Source organism: Prevotella sp. CAG:255, assembly GCF_000431195.1.
Classification (GTDB): Bacteria; Bacteroidota; Bacteroidia; order Bacteroidales; family Bacteroidaceae; genus Prevotella; species Prevotella rara.
This window is the reverse complement of the sequence record NZ_HF986787.1, coordinates 1-1,498: the sequence shown is the minus strand read 5'-3', so window position 1 is coordinate 1,498 and position 1,498 is coordinate 1. Positions and strand designations below refer to the sequence as shown.

At 49.2% G+C, this 1,498-nt stretch carries 1 protein-coding gene; it reads left to right on the top strand.

Going from position 1 to position 1,498, the window contains the following annotated elements; translation table 11 throughout:
- Nucleotides 1-206: 206 nt before the first annotated feature.
- Nucleotides 207-1,364 (top strand): lipocalin family protein, encoded by a 1,158-nt coding sequence (locus tag QVO66_RS03780; protein ID WP_021854075.1) that lies wholly within the window; start codon nucleotides 207-209, stop codon nucleotides 1,362-1,364.
- Nucleotides 1,365-1,498: the final 134 nt, after the last annotated feature.

Genomic DNA, 1,498 nt, shown 5'->3' with positions numbered 1-1,498 from the left:
TAAAAAATGAAAAATTAAAAGTGAAAAGTCAAAACGCCTGACGGAAGTGAAGAATGAAGAACGAAGAGTTGGCGCAAAAGCCAGATGGGCTTCTGTTGAAAAAGGACAATTAAAGAGTAAAAATCTTAACGGCGCTTCTTGCTAATCAATTATTTCATATATTTGTGCCGTAGAAGTTTATTAACGTATAGAATAAGGAGGAAAAGATGGAAAAGATAGTTTTATTGGCGGCTTTGATGCTTAGTCCGCTTGCAGGAAGATGCGAAACAGACCTGACGGGATGCTGGATTGAGCAGGTGCCTAAGGAAATAGCATACATGCGGGGCATGTGTCTTAACGACGACGGCAGCGCGGAGTCTATCGGCATGGCTACGCTGAGGTACTGTTACTGGAGGACTGAAGGCGACCGCCTTATACTTGATGGAGAGAGCATCGGCAACGGACAGACGATAAATTTCTCTGATACGCTGCGCATTATCGACGTAGCTAAAGACACGCTGACACTTGAAAGGCGCATGAACAAGGTGGTGTATGTGCGCAAGTCGGCTATCAATGAGCCTATAAAAGGCAGAAGGGTGCAGCGTACTGCACATGCCGGCTTTGAATGGCGTGAGCTGAAAGGAGCCGGGATGAAACTGAGGGTTCAGCGTAACGATAAGATAAGACTGATGGCCGATCCGCTGCTTCCGGGCATCGTGATGGTGAGAGACGGCGACGAGAGGCCGCACAGGCTTATTCAGGTGTTCAGCATCAACGGCAATGACATCAACGGGGTGATAGACGCCATTGAGAAGGCAGGAGAATGGGACAAGGAGCAGCCGGGCAAGTTTAAGCAGGTGAAGTCGGGGCGCGAGGGCGTGAAACGCTACGTGATGGTCCCTGACGGCGACTATGCCAAGGCAACGGATGGGCTTATGAAGACGGAGCCTGTGGCATCGACATGTAACGGATGGGGCGTAGGCAACAGCGGAAGCAGATATTTTGAGATGTACGACGGCCATCCGGGCAAGGTGGTGTTTGTAGAGATAGGTCAGGACGCTCCTCTGTTCGACGAAAACAGCGTAACGCTATGTGATGAACCTGACAGCACCTTGTCGCGCGATGTGCTTTACACGATGAAGGGCGAGATGAGTCTGGCTCATGAGGTGCGTTCCTTCAGGCCCGACGGGACGGATGACGAATACTGGATAGTGGACAAGACCGGTCGTCTGGAGGATATGTACGACAAGATAACGGGAGGACAGAAAAACGGCAACCCTGTAGACGTAACTCTGCGACTGGAATATAACGGCAAATGGGACACCGGCTTCGCCGAAGACTACGACGGCGTGTTCTTCGTAAGGGAAATAGTGGAAATTAAGTGAAAAGCAGGCAGGCGCAAAAGCGCAATTAAAGAGTGAAAAAAACATGCGCTAATATTATTGGTAGTTAAAGAAGTTATCGCTCACTAAGGTGAGCTAGGAGTTAGAGTCAAATGCCTTGTTGATTCTTTTCAATG